This is a genomic window from Blastococcus sp. SYSU DS0533 (assembly GCF_054050775.1).
Genome location: NZ_JBJGZZ010000003.1, coordinates 150,738 through 165,922, shown reverse-complemented (window position 1 = coordinate 165,922; position 15,185 = coordinate 150,738). Strand labels below are relative to the sequence as shown.

The following is a 15,185-nucleotide window of genomic DNA, read 5'->3' as shown; positions in this document are numbered from 1 at the left end:
CACGTCACTCGACCCCGATCTGCAGCGGCAGCGAGCCGGGACCACCGCCGTAGCGCACCACCTCGACCGTGGGGTGCGCCGACGACAGGTGCGCGCAGACCGCGTCACCGAGCGCCTCGTCGGGGCCGACGACCAGGGTGGCCATCTCCCCACCGGCGGAGAGCAACCGGTCCAGCAGGTCGCACGCGACGGCGGCGTGCTCGGCGCCGATCACGACGACGTCCCCCTCGGCGGAGCCGAGCACGTCGCCGGGCCGGCAGAGGCCGGCACTGGTCAGCGCCTCCTGGTCGGCGACGGCCAGTTCCGCCCACCGGGTGGCGGCGGCGGCCTCGGCCATGGCGATCACGTCGTCGCCGAACCGGCGCTGCGGGTCGGCGACGGCCAGGGCGGCCAGCCCCTGCACCGGCGAGCGGGTGGGCACGACGCCGATCTCCCGGCCGGCCTCGCGCGCCCGCTCCGCGGCCCGGGAGGCGACGGCGTGCAGGCCGGCGTCGTTGGGGAGGACGACCACCTCCTGGGCGCCGGCGGCGACGATCTCGTCGTACAGGTCGTCCTCGGTGATGCCGCCGGGCACGCAGACGACGACGCGGGCGCCCTCGGCGCGGAAGAGCTCGGCCAGGCCCTCGCTGTGCACGGCCGCGACCACCGCGCGCACCCCCGCCACGGGCGCCGCCGGGGGCACCGGCGCCAGAGGGGTGACCGTGATGCGGTGCGGGCGGCCCGCCTCGATGCCCGCCTCGATGGCGGCGCCGACGTCCGCGACGTGCACGTGGACGTTCCACTCCCGGCCGGTCGGCGTGTCCACGCCGACGACGACCAGGCTGTCCCCGAGCTCGGCCAGCCGCTCGTGCAGGCGGGCGACCGCGGTCTCGTCGGTGTCGGCGAGCAGGTACTGCACCTCGCTGCCCGGCCCGGGCGGCGGCTGGTGGGGGGCGTGGACGTGGTCGTGCGGGGGGTGCGCGCGGCGGGCGAGGGCAGGGCGCACCGGCTGGACGCCGGTGACCGTGCGGACGAGGGCGTCCAGGACGAGGGAGAGCCCGGCGCCGCCGGCGTCGACCACCCCGGCATCGCGCAGCGCGGCCAGCTGGTCGGGGGTGTTCTGCAGGGCGTGGTGAGCACCGTCGGCCGCGGCCTCGACGACGTCGCCGAGCGCCGTGCGCCCGGCGTCGACTGCCGCCACGGCCGCCTCCCCGGCGGCGCGGGCCACGGTGAGGAAGGTGCCCTCCTCGGGGTCGGCGACGGCGGTGTAGGCGCTCTCGGCGGCCTTGCGCAGCGCGGAGGCCAGGACCGGCCCGTCGGCGGGGGGCTGGTCCGCGAGCTGGTCGGCCAGACCGCGGAGCAGCTGGGCCAGGATCGTGCCGGAGTTGCCGCGGGCGGAGAGCACCGCACCCCGGGCCACGACCGCCCAGGTGGGCTCGCCGGGCGCCGCCTCGTCCAGCGCCGCACGGGCACCCTCGGCGGTGTGCAGGAGGTTGGTGCCGGTGTCCCCGTCGGGCACCGGGAAGACGTTGAGGTCGTCGAGCCGCCCCCGGAAGTCGGACAGCGCCTCGACCGCGGCCCGGCACCACTGTCCGACCGCGGCGTCGTCCAGCGCCGTCAGCACGGGAGCAGGCTACCCACGGGCGCCGACACGACCCGGCCACGCGAGCCGCGGACCCCGGTCCGGAGGGCGCTGCGACATGACCTCCGCGGAGCGGTTAGACTGCTGGACGGTCTTGTTGCGGGTGCTGCCTTGCCCCGCCGTCTGTGAACGATTCTTCTGGGAGTGATCAACCGTGGCTGCCAACTGCGATGTCTGTGGCAAGGGCCCCGGTTTCGGTATGTCGGTGTCGCACTCGCACCGCCGCACGCCGCGCCGTTGGAACCCGAACATCCAGTCCGTGCGGGCGCTGATCGCCCCCGGCAACCGTCGCCGGATCAACGCGTGCACCTCGTGCATCCGCGCCGGCAAGGTCGTCCGCGCCTGACGCCGGCGCCCCCTGAGGGGCGCGAGGCACGCGAGGAGCCCCGGAGGTCACCGACCTCCGGGGCTCCTCGCGTGCGCTCAGCGCCCGATCCCCCGGCCCCGGGCGGCCCTCACCACGATCTCCACGACCGTCTCCACCGGGAGGGCGGTCGCGTCCACGACCAGGTGGTAGAGGCGGGGATCGGCCGGGTCGCGGCGGTAGAAGTGCCGGACGTAGGCCTCGCGCGCGCGGTCGTTGGCCGCCATCTCCCGCGCCACCTCCTCGCGCGGGCGCCACGACCGGGCCACCGCCGCGGCCAGGCGCCGGCCCCGCGGGCCGTCCAGCCGGACGTGCAACGCGTCGGCGCGGTCGGCGAGCACCACCATCGCGGCCCGGCCGAGCACCACGCCGCCGTCGCCGGCCGCGATCTCGGCGAGGATCCGCTCGGTCTGCTCCCGGTAGGCGCGCGTGTCGGGCAGCGGCGCCCCCGGCACCACCCCGCCCACCGGGTCGGGCATGGTGCCCAGCGACGCCACGAGCCGCCACAGCCCGCGCACCACCGTCTCGTCGTTGGCCTCGGCCTCCTCGACCGGCACCCCCAGCCGCCCGGCGACCTGGGCGGGGATCGCGCGGTCGTGGAAGGGCAGCCCGAGCCGCCGGGCGACCGCCGGCGCCACCTCGGCCCCCGCAGCGCCGTAGGGGGCCGAGATCGTCACGACGCCCACGTCGGCTCCTCCCCCGCCCGCGCGGTCAGCTCCTTGCCGAGGAACACCGCCTCCGGGGAGCAGGCGTACACCCCGTACCCCGGCACGGGCGCATAGCCCAGCTCCCGGTACAGCGCGACCGCCTCGGGCTGCCGCTGCCCGGTGTTGAGCACCACCGAGCGGTGCCCGGCGCGGGCAGCCGAGGCCTCCAGCTCCGCCATCAGCACCTGGGCCAGCCCCCGCCGGCGGAACGCCGGAGCCACGTAGACGCGCTTGATCTCCGCGCCCCCCGGCGGGTAGGCCCGCCACGCGCCGCAGCCGACCGGCACCCCCGCCACCTCGGCGACCAGGAACAGCCCGGCCGGCGGCCGGAACTCCGCCGGGTCGACCACGGCCTCGTCGCGGCCGCCGTACCGCACCACGTACTCCTGCTGCACCTGCTCGACCAGCAGCTGCGCCAGGGGGTCCTCGTAGGGCAGCGGCCGCAGCCGGACCACCGCCCCGTCCCGCAGCACCTGCTCAGCCGAAGTGCACATGCCCCGCCCTCTCCGCTCCCACCGCCGCCAGCGCGTCGGCGGCGTCCGCGCCGTCGACCCGCACCCCGGGCCCGCGCTTTCCCGGCCGCACCAGCCCGACCGGCGTCCAGCCCTCGGGCAGGCGCACCTTCCGCGGGAAGGTGGCCAGCAGCGCGTGGTCCTCCCCACCGCTGAGCACCCACGCCATCGGGTCGACCCCGAGCGCCGACCCCACCTGCTGCAGCGGGCCGACCGGCTCCAGGCAGGCCTGCACCAGCGCCGCTCGGTCCAGGTCGAGCACGACGCCGCTGGCCTCCGCGATGTGCCCGGCGTCGGCGAGCAGCCCGTCGCTCACGTCGCACATCGCCGTGGCGCCCGCGTCGGCAGCGACCTGCCCCGCCGCGTACGGCGGGGTGGGGCGCCGGTGCGCCGACACCACCGCCAGCGGGCTGCTGAACCCGCGGCGCAGCACCGCCAGCCCGGCCGCCGACCACCCCAGCCGCCCGGCCAGCGCGACGACGTCGCCGGGACGCGCGCCCGACCGCAGCACGGGCGCCCGGCCGCCCAGGTCACCCAGGGCGGTCACCGAGAGGACGACGGCGGTGCTGCCGGGGGCGGCGGCCACGGTGTCCCCGCCGACGACGGCCGCCCCCTGGGGTGCGCACTCGTCGGCCAGGCCGGTGGCCACCCCTTCCAGCCAGCTGGTGGGCGTGTCCGGCGGGCAGGCCAGCCCCACCACCAGCGCCGTCGTCCGGGCGCCCATCGCGGCCACGTCGGCCAGGTTGGCCGCGGCCGCCTTGTGCCCGACGTCCTCGGCCGAGGACCAGTCCCGCCGGAAGTGCCGTCCTTCCACGAGCACGTCGGTGGTGGCGACGACCCGCCGGTCGGGGGTGCGCACCACGGCCGCGTCGTCGCCGGGGCCGACGTCCGCGGCCGCCGCGGTGCCCGACCGGGCCAGCACGCGGGCGATGACGCCGAACTCGCCGACGACCCGGACGCTGTCGGCCGGATCGCCGCGCGGGACCAGGGGGCGGGGTCGGCTCATCGATGCTCTCCAGTCGCTGCGGTAGGTTGCCGACGAGTCCGCCAGCCGGCGGGGACGACGTCTCGGCACTGTTGCCGGAGGAAGGATCTCCCGTGGTCCACGCCTACATCCTCATCCAGACCGAAGTCGGCAAGGCCGCCCAGGTCGCGTCGACGATCAGCGAGATCAGCGGTGTCACCAAGGCCGAGGACGTCACCGGCCCGTACGACGTGATCGTCCGCGCCGAGGCCGACACCGTCGACGAGCTGGGCCGCCTGGTGGTCGCCCGCGTGCAGTCGGTGGACGGCATCACCCGGACGCTGACCTGCCCGGTCGTCAACATCTGAGCGCTCGCCCCGTGGACCCGCTGCGCCGGGCCGCGATCCTGATCACGGCGGTCACCCTGCCGGTGGTGATCGCCCTCGTCGTGCTGGTCAACCTGCGCGGCGCGGAGGAGCCCGCCCGGGAGTCCGAGGGGCCGGCCACCGTCGACGGGGTCACGCCGGTGCGCCCCGAGGACCTGCCGACGCTCGAGCTGGACAGCCCGGTGCTCGGCCCCGAGGCCGAGCAGTCCTGCACCGCGCTGCTGGGCAACCTCCCCCTGGAGCTGGCCGGCGAGCCGTCCCGCCGCGTGCAGTCCGGGACCCCGTTCGTCTACGCCTGGGGCGAGCCGCCCGTCGTGCTCACCTGCGGCGTCGAGCGGCCGGCCGGGTGGACCGTCGGCGCGTCGGCCATCCAGATCAACGGTGTGCAGTGGCACGTCGACACCAGCGACCCGGACGCGACGGTGTGGACGGCGGTCGACCGCCCCGTCTACGTGGAGGTGCGGCTGCCCCCCGGCGTCGACAGCGCCCCGGTGACGGCGCTGACCGTGCCGCTGGCCGAGGCCCTCCCCTACCAGGAGCCCGCACCCGGGCCCTGAGCGCCCGCTCACGCCGGCGGCAGCAGCGCCAGCTGCTCCTCCAGGACGGCGCCGACCTCGTCGACCGCGTCGGCGACCGACCCGGCCACGGCGGTCACCGACACGCTGAACACGCCGTGCCAGCACCACGCGAACGCCGCCGGGTCGGCCAACCCGGCCTCCGGCACGGGGGTGTCCACGGTGAGCAGCCGGCAGTTCGCGGGCAGCTCGGGCGGATCCACGCTCAGCACCCCGCCGTAGAGCTCCGCGTCGTTGCGGGCCAGGGCCTCCGCGTAGGCGCCGGCGCCGGCGCGCTGCTCGAACTGGTCGACGAAGACGCCCGTCATCGGGCCCGACTCCCGCCCCCAGAAGCGCTCCCACCCGTACCGGTAGCCGTAGTCGTCGAGGACCGCGAGCTCGCGCTCGGGGTCGGGTGCGTAGGCGGCGACGTCCTCGAGCCGCTTGGCCCCGGCCGGGGGTTCCAGCTCGTCGTCGGGCAGCCGCGGCAGGCCGGAGGGCACCTCCCGGACGACGAGCTCCTCCAGCTCCTGCGGCGAGGAGGGCCGGTCCGAGGGCGGCGCGGCGGTCGGGACGCCGTCGACCGCGCGCCCGCAGGCGGCGAGCAGGCAGGCGGTCAGGAGGACCGCCGGGGCGAACCGGGAGCCGGCGGCGGCTGCCCCGGGCCCCGGCCGCCCCTCGGTCACCGGCCCGGCCGCGCGCCGCCGGCGAGCGCCCCGCTCACCAGGCGGTCCACGAGCTCACCGAACCCGACCCCGCTGGCGGCCCACATGCGGGCGAACATCGAGATCGGCGTGAACCCGGGCATCGTGTTGACCTCGTTGACCACCAGCCGGTCCGCGCCGTCGGGCCCGGTGGCCAGGAAGAAGTCGACCCGGGCGAGCCCCCGGCAGTCCAGCGCCAGGTAGGCGCGGCGCGCCGTGTCCTGCACCGCGGCGAGCTGCTCCGGGGTGAGGTCGGCCGGGATGTCGAACTCCGCGGCGTCGTCGAGGTACTTGGCGGCGAAGTCGTACCAGTCCACGCCGGGCCGCAGCCGGATCTCGGCGGGCAGGCTCGCCTCCGGCAGGCCCGGGCCGCGCGCGGCGAGCACGCCGCACTCGATCTCCCGGCCGGGGACGGCGGCCTCCACGACCACCTTCGGGTCGACCGCCGCGGCCGCCGCGACGGCCGCCGGGAACTGCGCCCAGTCGGTCACCTTGCTGATGCCGATGCTCGAGCCGGCGCGCGCGGGCTTCACGAAGACCGGCAGGCCCAGGCGCTCCCGCTCGGCCTCGCCGAGGAGGGCGGCGTCCGCGCAGACCGCGCCCTGCGCGTCGCGCAGCACGACGTGGTCGCCCTGCGGCAGGCCGGCGGCGGCGAGGAGCTTCTTGGTGAACTCCTTGTCCATGGAGGCGGCGCTGGCGAACACCCCGGAGCCCACGTACGGCAGCCCGGTCATCTCCAGCAGGCCCTGCACCGTGCCGTCCTCGCCGAAGGCCCCGTGCAGCACCGGGAACACGACGTCGACCTCGGTGAGCGCCCGCCCGACCGCCGCGCCGGGCTCCAGGACGGCCAGCCCGCGCGCCTCGGGGTCGCCGACCAGGGAGACCGCCGTGCCGCCGGTGACCTCGGGTAGCGCGCCGTCGGTGAGGGCCAGCCGCTGACCGGGGTCGGGCAGCACCCAGCGCCCGTCCTTGGCGATGCCGACCGGCACCACCTCGTAGCGCTCAGGGTCGAGCGCGGCCATCACGCTCCCGGCCGAGATGCAGGAGATGGCGTGCTCCTCGCTGCGCCCGCCGAAGACGACCGCCACCCGCACCCTGCCCCGCTGTCCGCTCATCGGGGCGACCCTAACCGAGGCCCGGTCACGACCCCCGCCGCGACGTCGGTGCACGCGCCGGTCCGCCGGCCCGACCGCGGTGTGGCAGCCTCGTCGCCGTGCACGACGACCCCGCCCAGCAGACCGCGCCCGGGACGGTGCGCACCACCGACGGGCCCGGGCACTCCCGAGGGCTGCGCCTGGCCGGTGCGGCGGTGCACCTGTACACCGCCAGCGGGTCGGTGCTCGGCCTGCTCATCGTCCTGGCCGCCTTCGACGGCGCGGTGGAGACCGCGCTGTGGCTGATCCTCGTGACCCTGTTCATCGACGGCACCGACGGGATGCTGGCCCGGCGGTTCCGGGTCAAGGAGGCGATCCCCTGGTTCGACGGCGCCCGGATGGACGACATCGTCGACTACCTGACCTACGTCTTCGCGCCGGTCGTGCTGCTCTGGACCACCGACCGGCTGCCCGGCGGGGGCCTCGGCTGGGTCCTGGCCGCGCTGCCGCTGCTGGCCTCCTGCTACCAGTTCTGCCGGGTGGACGCGAAGACCGAGGACCACTACTTCCTCGGCTTCCCCAGCTACTGGAACGTCGTGGCGTTCTACGCGATCGTCCTCGGCGTCGGCACGACGGGCGTCGGCATCGCGCTCGCCGTCCTGACCGTGCTGGTGTTCGTGCCGGTCAAGTACGTCTACCCGTCGCGCACCAAGCTGCTGCGCGGCGTGAACCTGGGGCTGGCCGCGGTGTGGCTGGCCGCCTCGGCGGTGCTGGTCGTGCAGTACCCCGACCCGAACCCGGTCGTCGTCGCGGTGAGCATGGTGTACCTCGCCTACTACTTCGGCGTGAGCATCTGGCTCACCGTGGCCGGCACCCGCCGCCGGCCCGCGTCAGCCGACGGCGTCGAGCGCGTGGGATAGGTCGGCGACCAGGTCGGCGGTGTCCTCGATGCCGCAGGAGAGCCGCACGAAGCCGGCGGGGACGGCGTCCCCACCCCACTGCGCCCGGCGGTCGATCGTGCTGTGCACGCCGCCGAAGCTGGTCGCCGCCGCCCACAGCCGGCTGGCGCCCAGCAACCGGGAGACGGCGGCCTCGTCGGGCAGCTCGGCCGACACCACGCCGTTGGGGCGCAGCATCTGCCGGGAGGCGAGCGCGAACGACGGGTCCTGCGGCCGCCACGGCCAGCGCAGGCCGGTGACGGCGGGGTGACCGGCGAGCAGCTCGGCGACGGCCGCCGCGTTCTCCGCCTGGCGGGCCAGCCGCAGGTCCAGGGTGCTCATCGATCGGTGCCCCAGCCAGGCCTCGAACGGACCCGGCGTGCTGCCCGTGCGGTCGCGGAACCCCTTCACGGCCGCGTGCAGCTCGTCGTCGGTGACCGACACGTGCCCCAGCAGCACGTCGCTGTGCCCGGTGAGCGCCTTGGTGTCGCTGCCGACGGTGAGGTCGGCACCCAGCGACAGCGGCCGCTGGCCGAGCGGGGTGGCGGTGGTGTTGTCGACCGCCACCAGGGCGCCCGCGGTGTGCGCGGCGGCGGCGACGGCCGCGATGTCGCAGACGTCGAGCTGGGGGTTGCTGGGCGTCTCCAGCAGGACCATCCGGGCTCCCGCGAGCCCGCCCCCGGCCGCCACCCGCTCGATCTCCGGCGTCGGCACGTACTGCACCTCGACGCCGAACCGGCTCAGCTCCTGCGCGGCCAGCATGCGCGTCGCGTAGTAGCCGTCCGACGGCAGGACGACGCGGTCCCCGCTGCGCACGCACGCCAGGACGGCGGCGGTGAGGGCCGCCATCCCCGTGGCGAAGGAGAGGCACCGGCCGCCGTCGAGCTCCCCGACGGCGTCCTCGAAGTGCCGGAGCGTGGGCTGCTCGGTGCGCGCGTAGGCGTCGGCGCCGCCGGCCCGGGGGGGCTGGTCCCCGAGGTGGAAGGGCGCCGCGAACACCGGTGAGGGCCGCAGCGGCGCACCGGGCACGGCCGGGTCCTCCCCCGCGCGCACCGATCTGGTCCCGTCGCCCCACCCGCTGTCCACGACCGGGAACTCCATCACTCCGGCTTCGCCTCGCGCGACATGATCTCGCGCACCATCTGCGCCGGCGCCTCGCCCTCGTGGCAGACCCGCACCACGGCCTCGGTGATGGGCACGTCGATGCCGTGCGCCCGCGCGAGGTCCAGCACGGAGCGGCAGCTCTTCACGCCCTCCGCGGTCTGCCGGGTGCTCCGCTGCACCTCCTCCACGCTCATGCCGCGGCCGAGCTTCTCGCCGAACGTGCGGTTGCGCGACAGCGGCGAGCTGCAGGTGGCCACCAGGTCGCCCAGGCCGGCCAGCCCCGCGAAGGTGGTCAGCTCGGCCCCCAGCGCGAGCCCCAGCCGGGCGGTCTCGGCGAGCCCGCGGGTGATCAGCGACGCCCGGGTGTTGTCGCCGAAGCCGAGCCCCTCGGCGATGCCGGCCGCCAGGGCGATCACGTTCTTCACCGCCCCGCCGAGCTCGCACCCGACGACGTCCGGGTTGGTGTAGGGCCGGAAGTAGCGGGTGTGGCAGGCCGCCTGCAGCTGCGTGCCGCGGCCGTCGTCCGCGCACGCGATGACGGTGGCCGCCGGCTGCTCCTCCGCGATCTCCCGGGCGAGGTTCGGCCCGGACAGCGCCGCCACCCGGCGGGGGTCGGCGCCGGTGACCTCGCAGATGACCTCGCTCATGCGCTTGGTGCTGCCGAGCTCGATCCCCTTCATCAGCGACAGGAGGGTGGCGTCCGGCGGCAGCATCTCCCGCCACACCGTCAGGTTGCCGCGCAACGACTGCGAGGGGACCGCCAGCACGACGACCTCGGCGTCGTCGAGCGCCTCGGCCGGGTCCGCGGTCGCCCGCAGCCGGTCGGGGAGGCGCACACCGGGCAGGTAGTCGGCGTTCTCGCGCCGCTCGCTGATGGCCTCCACCAGCTCGGGCCGGCGCGCGTGCAGCCGCACCTCGCAGCCGGCGTCGGCGAGCACCTTGGCGAACGTGGTCCCCCAGGAGCCGGCGCCGAGCACCGCCGCCCGCGTCACGCGGCGCTCCCCGCGACGCCACCGGGGCGCGAGCGACCCGGCCCCGGGTGGACGGCGGCCGGGGCGGGCTCGCCCCGCAGCTCGGCGAGCTGGTGGCGCACCCTGGTCATCATCAGGTCGGTCGTCTCCCGCAGCAGGGGTGTGTCCAGCGGCCGGCCGGCCCGGACCTCGGCCCGCAGGGCCGACAGGTCGATCGGTTCGCCGACCAGGTAGTCGGCGGGCGTGCGCAGCCGCAGGTGCAGCTTCTTCGCGTGGTAGTCGTGCACCCGCTGCGGGCCCCACTGCGCCACGGGGACGACGACGGCATCGGTGGTCAGCGCGAGATGCGCCGCCCCGGTGCGGGCCTGCATGGGCCACCACGCCGGGTCCCGCGTCACCGATCCCTCGGGGTAGATGACCACCAGGTTGCCGGCCTGGAGGTCGGCCCGGGCCGCGTCGAGGGAACCCCGGGCCGCCGAGGAGTACCGGGCCACCGGGATCTGGCCCGCCGCCCGCAGGATGACGCCGGCCAGCCCCTTGAAGACGCTCTCCTTGGCGAGGAAGTGCGGGATCCGCCCCCGGTCGAACACCAGGCGCGCGCAGGCCAGCGGGTCGAGCACGGACACGTGGTTGGCCACGAGCAGGACCGGCCCGCGCACCGGGATGCGCTCGAGGTGGCGGTAGCGGAGCCGGAACAGCAGGGACGCCACCGGGTAGATGACCAGGATGCACAACCAGAGGGGGAACGAGATGGGCCCCCGGGTGCGCCACCTGCCCTCGGACCGGGCACCCGGTCCCCCGTCGGCGGCCGCACCGCGCGCGGACGTCTCCTCCGTCACCGACCCGCCTCCCTCTGCCGTGAGCCAGCCCATGATCGACCCGTGGCGCCCGGACCGGACCACCGGGTCCGGTCCGTGGGGCTCCTCCCCGACCGCGTGCTGACATTGTGGTGGCGTGTCCAGGTGGTCGGTCGTCGTCCCGGCGAAGCGGCTCGCCGCGGCGAAGACGCGGCTGCGCCCGCTCACCGCGGGCCCGGGCGGTGACCACGGCGCCCTGGTGCTCGCCCTGCTGGCCGACACGGTCGCCGCGGCGCTGGCCTGCGAGCGGGTGGGGTCGGTCGTCGTCGTCACCGACGAGCCGGCGTCCGCGGAGCTGGTGCGGGGGCTCGGCGCGACCACCGTGCCCGACGAGCCCGACCGCGGCCTCAACCCCGCGCTGGAGCACGGCGCCGGGCGCGCCGGGAGCACGGCCGTCGCCGCCCTCTCCTCCGACCTGCCCGCCCTCCGCCCGGAGGAGCTGGCCGAGGCGCTGGCGGCCGCGGAGGCGGCCCCCCGGTGCTTCGTGGCCGACGCCCAGGGGACGGGCACCACGCTGCTGACCGCCGCGGGCGTGCCGCTGCACCCGCGGTTCGGGCGCGGATCCGCGCACGTGCACGAGACCGGCGGCGCCGTGCGGCTCACCGGCGCGTGGCCCGGGCTGCGGCGCGACGTCGACGTCCCCGAGGACCTGCGCTCGGCCCTCGCGCTCGGGGCCGGCCCGTGCACGAGGGGGCTGGTCCTGGCCTCGCCGCTGCTCGCGGACCGGGTCGGTACGGCACGATGAGGGCGTGGCCCCAGAGAGCGCTCCCCGGACCGATGCCCTGCCCGCCGACCGCTACCTGAACCGGGAACTGTCCTGGCTGGACTTCAACGCCCGCGTGCTCGAGCTGGCCGAGGACGACTCCCTGCCGCTGCTGGAGCGCGTCAAGTTCCTCGCGATCTTCGCCAGCAACCTCGACGAGTTCTACATGGTGCGCATCGCCGGCCTGAAGCGCCGGCAGAGCACCGGGCTCACCGTCCGCTCCCCCGACGGTCTGACCATCCGCGAGCAGCTGGGGCTGGTCACGGCGCGCACCCAGGAGCTGGTGCAGCGGCACTCCGACGTCTTCAACAAGGACGTGCTCCCCCGGCTGGAGCAGTCGGGCATCCGGATCGTGCACTGGGAGGACCTCGCCGACGAGGACACCCGCCGGTTGCGGGACTACTTCCGCGACCAGGTGTTCCCCGTGCTCACCCCGCTCGCGGTCGACCCCGCGCACCCCTTCCCGTACATCAGCGGGCTGTCGCTGAACCTGGCGGTGTCGGTGCGCGACCCGGAGACGGGCGCGCCGCGGTTCGCCCGGCTCAAGGTGCCCAACAACGTGCCGCGGTTCGTCGCGGTCGAGGCGGTCGACTCCACCGCGACCTTCCTCCCGCTCGAGGACCTCATCGCCGCCCACCTCGCCCAGCTCTTCCCGGGGCTGGAGGTGATCGACCACCACTTCTTCCGGGTCACGCGCAACGCCGACCTGGAGGTCGAGGAGGACCGCGACGAGGACCTGCTGCAGGCCCTCGAGCGCGAGCTCGCCCGGCGCCGCTTCGGCCCGGCCGTCCGGCTCGAGGTGGCCGAGCCGATGGACCCGCGGATCCTCGAGGTGCTCATCTCCGAGCTCGAGGTCTCCCCCGACGACGTCGTCCACGTGCCCGGGCTACTGGACCTGGCGTCGCTCATGGCCCTCTACGACCTCGACCGGCCGGAGCTCAAGGACGATCCGTTCGTGCCGGCGACGCACCCGCGCCTCTCCGAGGGCGAGACGCCCAAGAGCGTCTTCGCCACGCTCCGCGAGGGCGACGTCCTGGTGCACCACCCCTACCACTCGTTCGCCACGAGCGTGCAGCGGTTCATCGAGCAGGCGGCGGCCGATCCGCACGTGCTCGCCATCAAGCAGACGCTCTACCGCACCTCCGGTGACTCGCCGATCGTCAACGCGCTCATCGAGGCGGCGGAGGCCGGCAAGCAGGTGGTGGTGCTCGTCGAGATCAAGGCCCGCTTCGACGAGGAGGCCAACATCAGCTGGGCCCGCTCGCTGGAGCGAGCCGGCTGCCACGTGGTGTACGGCCTGGTCGGCCTCAAGACGCACTGCAAGACCGCACTGGTCGTGCGCCGCGAGCAAGGGGTCATCCGCCGGTACTGCCACATCGGCACCGGCAACTACAACCCCAAGACCGCGCGCATCTACGAGGACCTGGGCATCCTCACCGCCGATCCGCGGGTGGGCGCGGACCTCACCGACCTGTTCAACGTGCTCACCGGTTACTCGCGGCAGACCAACTACCGCACGCTCATGGTCGCGCCGCACGGCATCCGCAACGGGCTGATCGAGAAGATCCGCCGCGAGGCCCGGCACGCCGCCGAGGGCCGCCCGTCGGGCATCCGCATCAAGGCCAACTCGATCGTCGACGAGCGGATCATCGACGCGCTCTACCAGGCCTCGCGCGCCGGCGTCCCGGTGGAGCTGTTCGTCCGCGGCATCTGCGCGCTGCGACCCGGGGTGCCCGGCCTCTCGGAGACCATCCGCGTGCGCTCGATCGTCGGCCGCTTCCTGGAGCACTCCCGGGTCATGTCCTTCCACAACGGCGGGGACCCGGAGTGGTGGATCGGCAGCTCCGACCTCATGCACCGCAACCTCGACCGCCGCGTGGAGGTGCTCCTCCGCGTCTGCGACGAGGCTGCCCGGACCCAGCTCCGGGAGGCCCTCGAGCCGGCGATGGCTCCCGGGGTCCGCTGCTGGGAGCTGCGCAGCGACGGGAGCTGGGAGCGGCTGGAGGGCCGCGACCACCAGGCGGCGCTGATGCGTCGGGTCCATGAGCTCGCCGGCTGAGCCCCGCACCGTCGTCGCCGCGGGCGGCGTGGTGTGGCGGCCCGCCGAGGGCGACGGGATCGAGGTCGCCGTGGTGCACCGTGCGCGCTACGACGACTGGTCGCTGCCCAAGGGGAAGCTCGACGCCGGGGAGCACCCCCTGCAGGCGGCCTGCCGGGAAGTCGTCGAGGAGACGGGGCTGGAGGTCGTCGCCGGCCGCCGCTGCCCGACCACCCGCTACGTCGTCGACGGTGCGCCCAAGCGGGTGGACTACTGGGCGATGCGCTGCGTGGGCGGCGGGTTCGCGGCCAACGACGAGGTCGACGAGCTGCGCTGGCTCTCCCCCGCGGACGCCGAGGCCCTGGTGACCCACGACCACGACCGGCTGGTGATCGCCGATGCCGCCCGCACCGACGTCCCCCGCGAGGTGGCCGTGCTGCTGGTGCGCCACGGCCGCGCGGGGAGCAAGCACCAGTTCGACGGCCCCGACGAGCTGCGCCCGCTGGACGGCAAGGGACGGCGCCAGGCGCAGCGGCTGGCCGGGGCGCTGCCGCGCTTCCACCCGGGCGCTGTCGCCTCGGCTCCACCGCTGCGCTGCCGCTCGACGGTGGAGCCCCTGGCGGAGCGGCTGGACCTGGAGGTGCGCGACCGGCCCGAGTTCGGCGAGGAGTGCTTCACCGAGAACCCGCAGGCGGCGCTCACCGCGCTGGAGCGGCTGCTCGCCGCCGGGCCGGACGCCGGGGCCACGGTGGTGTGCAGCCAGGGCGGGACCATCCCGTCGCTGCTGCAGGCGCTCGGGGTGCACGGCCACGGCGTCCCCGGCCTGCCGCCGCCGGCCGCGAAGGGCAGCGTGTGGGCCCTGGGCGGCCGGCGCGGTGCGCTGGTGGCCGACTACTACCGCGACTTCGAACCCGACCCCGACGCACCCTCGCAGTAGGAGGACCACCGCCCTCCCCGCACCTCGCGCGCTCGGCGCGGGCCCCTGGGCGGTGGCCCTTCCATCACGTCACCGAGCCGGTAGCGCCTGGGGCAGCCAGGCGGGGCGCCTCGCCTCGTAGGCCTCGACGTCGGCCAGGTGCCGCTCGGTGAGGCCGACGTCGTCGAGCCCTTCCAGCAGGCGCCAGCGGGTGTAGTCGTCGGCGTCGAAGGGGACCGTCGTCTCGCCGTAGCTGATCTGCTTGGCCACCAGGTCGACGGTCACCTGCGTGGTCGGGTCGGCCTCGGCGGCCGCCCACAGGGCCTCCACCTCGGCCTGGGGCAGGACGACGGTGAGCAGCCCGGCCTTGGTGGAGTTGTTCTTGAAGATGTCGGCGAACCGCGAGCTGATGACCACGCGGAAGCCGCCGTCCAGCAGCGCCCAGACGGCGTGCTCGCGGGAGGAACCGGTGCCGAAGTCGGGCCCGGCGACGAGGATGGACGCGTCGGCGAACTCCGGCTTGTTGAGCACGAAGTCCGGCTCGTTGGTGCGCCAGGCGACGAAGAGGCCGTCCTCGAACCCGGTGCGGGTGATCCGCTTGAGGTACTCGGCCGGGATGATCTGGTCGGTGTCGACGGCGCTGCGGCGCAGCGGTGCGACGGTGCCGGTGTGCGTCGTGAAGGCGTCCACGG

17 protein-coding genes are annotated in these 15,185 nt (G+C 75.6%); 7 read left to right on the top strand and 10 right to left on the bottom strand.

From position 1 onward, the window contains the following. Positions 1 to 4: 4 nt before the first annotated feature. The gene (locus ACI79W_RS05660) at positions 5 to 1,603 is read right to left on the bottom strand and encodes a DAK2 domain-containing protein (protein WP_456561093.1); all 1,599 of its coding nucleotides are present in this window, start codon (positions 1,601 to 1,603) and stop codon (positions 5 to 7) included. A gap of 172 nt (positions 1,604 to 1,775) precedes the next feature. Here ACI79W_RS05660 and rpmB point away from each other — a divergent pair, with 172 nt between their 5' ends. Further along, positions 1,776 to 1,967 carry a 50S ribosomal protein L28 gene (gene rpmB / locus ACI79W_RS05655; protein ID WP_104523111.1) on the top strand — a complete coding sequence of 64 codons (192 nt, stop codon included), beginning with the start codon at positions 1,776 to 1,778 and terminating at the stop codon, positions 1,965 to 1,967. Positions 1,968 to 2,044: 77 nt separating this feature from the next. Here rpmB and ACI79W_RS05650 read toward each other — a convergent pair whose 3' ends face one another. From ACI79W_RS05650 to ACI79W_RS05640, 3 genes are read right to left on the bottom strand one after another with little or no spacing between them, the layout of a single operon-like run. Next, entirely contained in the window at positions 2,045 to 2,671 is a 627-nt protein-coding gene (locus ACI79W_RS05650; RefSeq protein ID WP_456561092.1) for a cytidylate kinase-like family protein, read from the bottom strand. Further along, on the bottom strand, positions 2,659 to 3,186 hold the full coding sequence (locus ACI79W_RS05645) for a GNAT family N-acetyltransferase (RefSeq protein WP_456561091.1): 528 nt from the start codon (positions 3,184 to 3,186) through the stop codon (positions 2,659 to 2,661). Before ACI79W_RS05645 ends, ACI79W_RS05650 begins: the two co-directional genes overlap by 13 nt. Next, positions 3,170 to 4,210, bottom strand: coding sequence for a thiamine-phosphate kinase (locus ACI79W_RS05640; protein ID WP_456561090.1), 1,041 nt, complete (start codon positions 4,208 to 4,210; stop codon positions 3,170 to 3,172). The genes ACI79W_RS05645 and ACI79W_RS05640 overlap by 17 nt, the downstream gene beginning before the upstream one ends. Before the next feature lie 92 nt (positions 4,211 to 4,302). Here ACI79W_RS05640 and ACI79W_RS05635 point away from each other — a divergent pair, with 92 nt between their 5' ends. Both ACI79W_RS05635 and ACI79W_RS05630 read left to right on the top strand, forming a co-directional pair. Next, complete coding sequence (locus tag ACI79W_RS05635) at positions 4,303 to 4,536, top strand: Lrp/AsnC ligand binding domain-containing protein (protein WP_224500414.1); 234 nt, start codon at positions 4,303 to 4,305, stop codon at positions 4,534 to 4,536. Positions 4,537 to 4,547: 11 nt separating this feature from the next. Next, positions 4,548 to 5,111 (top strand): DUF3515 domain-containing protein, encoded by a 564-nt coding sequence (locus ACI79W_RS05630; protein WP_456561089.1) that lies wholly within the window; start codon positions 4,548 to 4,550, stop codon positions 5,109 to 5,111. Between the two features lie 8 nt (positions 5,112 to 5,119). Here ACI79W_RS05630 and ACI79W_RS05625 read toward each other — a convergent pair whose 3' ends face one another. Together ACI79W_RS05625 and ACI79W_RS05620 are read right to left on the bottom strand one after the other, a co-directional pair. Continuing rightward, complete coding sequence (locus ACI79W_RS05625) at positions 5,120 to 5,794, bottom strand: hypothetical protein (RefSeq protein WP_456561088.1); 675 nt, start codon at positions 5,792 to 5,794, stop codon at positions 5,120 to 5,122. After that, positions 5,791 to 6,927 (bottom strand): D-alanine--D-alanine ligase family protein, encoded by a 1,137-nt coding sequence (locus tag ACI79W_RS05620; protein WP_456561087.1) that lies wholly within the window; start codon positions 6,925 to 6,927, stop codon positions 5,791 to 5,793. Before ACI79W_RS05620 ends, ACI79W_RS05625 begins: the two co-directional genes overlap by 4 nt. Positions 6,928 to 7,025: 98 nt before the next feature. On the opposite strand from ACI79W_RS05620, the gene ACI79W_RS05615 reads away from it, so the two are divergent. Continuing rightward, a complete protein-coding gene (locus ACI79W_RS05615) occupies positions 7,026 to 7,826 on the top strand; it encodes a CDP-alcohol phosphatidyltransferase family protein (RefSeq protein ID WP_456561086.1) in 801 nt (266 codons plus the stop codon). Here ACI79W_RS05615 and ACI79W_RS05610 read toward each other — a convergent pair. From ACI79W_RS05610 to ACI79W_RS05600, 3 genes are read right to left on the bottom strand one after another with little or no spacing between them, the layout of a single operon-like run. Next, complete coding sequence (locus ACI79W_RS05610) at positions 7,797 to 8,945, bottom strand: cystathionine gamma-lyase (protein WP_456561085.1); 1,149 nt, start codon at positions 8,943 to 8,945, stop codon at positions 7,797 to 7,799. The genes ACI79W_RS05615 and ACI79W_RS05610 overlap by 30 nt on opposite strands. Beyond that, the gene (locus tag ACI79W_RS05605; RefSeq protein WP_456561084.1) at positions 8,945 to 9,940 is read right to left on the bottom strand and encodes an NAD(P)H-dependent glycerol-3-phosphate dehydrogenase; all 996 of its coding nucleotides are present in this window, start codon (positions 9,938 to 9,940) and stop codon (positions 8,945 to 8,947) included. The genes ACI79W_RS05610 and ACI79W_RS05605 overlap by 1 nt, the downstream gene beginning before the upstream one ends. Beyond that, on the bottom strand, positions 9,937 to 10,758 hold the full coding sequence (locus ACI79W_RS05600) for a lysophospholipid acyltransferase family protein (protein ID WP_456561083.1): 822 nt from the start codon (positions 10,756 to 10,758) through the stop codon (positions 9,937 to 9,939). The genes ACI79W_RS05605 and ACI79W_RS05600 overlap by 4 nt, the downstream gene beginning before the upstream one ends. 115 nt (positions 10,759 to 10,873) lie before the next feature. Here ACI79W_RS05600 and cofC point away from each other — a divergent pair, with 115 nt between their 5' ends. Genes cofC through ACI79W_RS05585 form a run of 3 tightly spaced genes read left to right on the top strand, consistent with a single transcriptional unit; the run spans position 10,874 to position 14,514 of the window. Continuing rightward, positions 10,874 to 11,521, top strand: a complete 648-nt coding sequence (gene cofC / locus ACI79W_RS05595; RefSeq protein WP_456561082.1) for a 2-phospho-L-lactate guanylyltransferase — start codon at positions 10,874 to 10,876, stop codon at positions 11,519 to 11,521. 4 nt (positions 11,522 to 11,525) lie between these two features. Further along, positions 11,526 to 13,598, top strand: a complete 2,073-nt coding sequence (locus ACI79W_RS05590; RefSeq protein ID WP_456561081.1) for an RNA degradosome polyphosphate kinase — start codon at positions 11,526 to 11,528, stop codon at positions 13,596 to 13,598. Next, positions 13,582 to 14,514: an NUDIX hydrolase gene (locus ACI79W_RS05585; RefSeq protein ID WP_456561080.1), complete on the top strand. Its 933-nt coding sequence runs from the start codon at positions 13,582 to 13,584 to the stop codon at positions 14,512 to 14,514. The genes ACI79W_RS05590 and ACI79W_RS05585 overlap by 17 nt, the downstream gene beginning before the upstream one ends. Before the next feature lie 69 nt (positions 14,515 to 14,583). On the opposite strand, the gene leuD is transcribed toward ACI79W_RS05585, so the two are convergent. Then, complete coding sequence (gene leuD / locus ACI79W_RS05580; RefSeq protein WP_456561079.1) at positions 14,584 to 15,183, bottom strand: 3-isopropylmalate dehydratase small subunit; 600 nt, start codon at positions 15,181 to 15,183, stop codon at positions 14,584 to 14,586. Between the last annotated feature and the right edge of the window lie 2 nt (positions 15,184 to 15,185).

Excerpts from the sequence above, each read along its gene's own strand:
- ACI79W_RS05645 (WP_456561091.1), bottom strand. The coding sequence starts at position 3,186 with ATGTGCACTTCGGCTGAGCAGGTGCTGCGGGACGGGGCGGTGGTCCGG.
- ACI79W_RS05610 (WP_456561085.1), bottom strand. The coding sequence starts at position 8,945 with ATGGAGTTCCCGGTCGTGGACAGCGGGTGGGGCGACGGGACCAGATCG.
- ACI79W_RS05640 (WP_456561090.1), bottom strand. The coding sequence starts at position 4,210 with ATGAGCCGACCCCGCCCCCTGGTCCCGCGCGGCGATCCGGCCGACAGC.
- ACI79W_RS05620 (WP_456561087.1), bottom strand. The coding sequence starts at position 6,927 with ATGAGCGGACAGCGGGGCAGGGTGCGGGTGGCGGTCGTCTTCGGCGGG.
- ACI79W_RS05585 (WP_456561080.1), top strand. The coding sequence starts at position 13,582 with ATGAGCTCGCCGGCTGAGCCCCGCACCGTCGTCGCCGCGGGCGGCGTG.